This is a genomic window from Archangium sp., from assembly GCF_036389735.1.
Classification (GTDB): Bacteria; Myxococcota; Myxococcia; order Myxococcales; family Myxococcaceae; genus Archangium.
Genome location: NZ_DASVWK010000450.1, coordinates 1 through 1668, shown reverse-complemented (window position 1 = coordinate 1668; position 1668 = coordinate 1). Strand labels below are relative to the sequence as shown.

Genomic DNA, 1668 nt, shown 5'->3' with positions numbered 1-1668 from the left:
AGCTGCTGGCCCTGGTGGAGCGCCACCGCGTGCGGCGGCTCGTCCTCGATGGGCTGGAGTCGCTCACCAGGCAGGCGGTCTCCCTGGGACGGATGCCCGGCTTCCTCAACGCCCTCTTGAATGAGCTGCGCGCCCGGGGAGTCACCTCCCTGATGACCCACGGGACCAACGTCCTCTTCGGCCCCCAGCAGGAAGCTCGGCCGGAGGGCATGGAGGCCATCGTCGACAACATCATCCTCCTGCGCTACGTGGAGCTGCGCTCGCAAATGTACCGGATGCTGTCCATCCTCAAGATGCGCGAGAGCGACTACGTGCACGCGCTACGGGAATTCTCCATCTCGACTCAGGGCATCGACGTGGCCGAGACCTTCGAGAGTGCCGAGGCCATCCTCTCCGGGCAAGCCCGGCCTCAGGTGTCCCGCCGTGCGCCGGCCCGGCGCAAGAAGCCGGCGTCGCGCTCGCCCGGGAAGCGCCGGAGCCGCGCATGAGCAAGCTCCTCATCGTGGACGACGAGGTGGCCATCCTGGAGGCCCTCACCGATATCCTCTCGGTGGAGGGCTACGAGGTGGCCACGGCCGCCAATGGGGCCGAGGGCCTCAAGCGGGCGGGCGAGGCGCGCCCGGACCTCATCCTCCTGGACCTGATGATGCCGGTGATGGACGGGCAGGAGATGTTGCGCCGGCTCAAGGAGAGCCCGGACCTGCGCTCCATTCCCGTGGTGGTGATGAGCGCCGGGCGGGTCACCAAGTCCGAGCTCCAGGGCAGCCGCTTCCTGGCCAAGCCCTTCGAGCTGGATGACCTGCTGAACACGGTGACCGCGGAGCTCAACCGCGTCCACTAGGCCCGGGTGCCCACTTCAGGAGCCGCCCGAGGCCGCTCGGAAGAGGTGCGTGCGGTAGTGCGTCAGCTCGGCGATGCTGGCGCGCAGATCCGCCAGCGCCGTGTGCCCCGAGGTCGTCTTCTTCTGCGGCGTCATGTCCGGGAACCAGGCGCTCGCCAGCACCTTGAGGCTCGTCACGTCCACCTGCCGGTAATGCAGGTAGCGGTCGAGCATCGGCATGTACTTCACCAGGAAGCGCCGGTCCGTGTGGATGGAGTTGCCGCAGAGGATTCCCTCCCCCATCCCGCAGTGCGCCGCCACCAGCGCGGTGATGTCCCGCTCGGCCACGCGCAGGGAGATGGACGAGTCGCGCACCTTCTTCAAGAGGCCGTTGCGCGTGTGCATGTCCTTCACCACCGGCTCCATCCGCGCCAGCACCTCCTCCGGCTGCCAGATGACCCGCTCCATCTCGGCCTTCGGCACCAGGTCCGGGCCCGTGATGATGACTCCAATCTCGATGATGGCGGACTCGTCCGGGTCCAACCCGGTCATCTCCAGGTCGAGCCACACGAAACAGGACGGGGGCGTAGGTGCCGGCATGGGATGCAGTCTACCCCGGGTTCGTGGTGGGCGTGGGTTCGTCCTCTTCCAGGAAGGTGTGCACGTCGATCTCCGACTCCAGCGAGCGGTGCACCGGGCACCGGTCCGCCATCTCCAACAGTCGACTCCGCTGCCGCGCGCTCAGCGGGCCCTCCAGCGTCACCTCCCGATCGATCCGGTCCACCTTGCCCACCTTCGTCTCGCAGTGCGCGCAGTCCTCGGCGTGCACCTTGGTGTGGCTCAAGCGC

The 1668-nt window shown here is 67.9% G+C and carries 4 protein-coding genes; 2 read left to right on the top strand and 2 right to left on the bottom strand.

Annotated features, from left to right (window positions below; genetic code table 11):
- The coding region (locus VF794_RS16090) for an RAD55 family ATPase (RefSeq protein ID WP_331111337.1) at positions 1–488 on the top strand (488 nt) is incomplete at its 5' end.
- Positions 485–841: a response regulator gene (locus VF794_RS16085; protein ID WP_331111335.1), complete on the top strand. Its 357-nt coding sequence runs from the start codon at positions 485–487 to the stop codon at positions 839–841. The genes VF794_RS16090 and VF794_RS16085, both read left to right, overlap by 4 nt.
- A 15-nt stretch (positions 842–856) precedes the next feature.
- On the opposite strand, the gene orn is transcribed toward VF794_RS16085, so the two are convergent.
- Together orn and VF794_RS16075 are read right to left on the bottom strand one after the other, a co-directional pair.
- Positions 857–1420, bottom strand: a complete 564-nt coding sequence (orn, locus tag VF794_RS16080) for an oligoribonuclease (RefSeq protein ID WP_331111333.1) — start codon at positions 1418–1420, stop codon at positions 857–859.
- Positions 1421–1430: 10 nt separating this feature from the next.
- Positions 1431–1668 (bottom strand): OsmC family protein (locus VF794_RS16075; protein WP_414640913.1); only part of this gene is annotated, 238 nt, incomplete at its 5' end.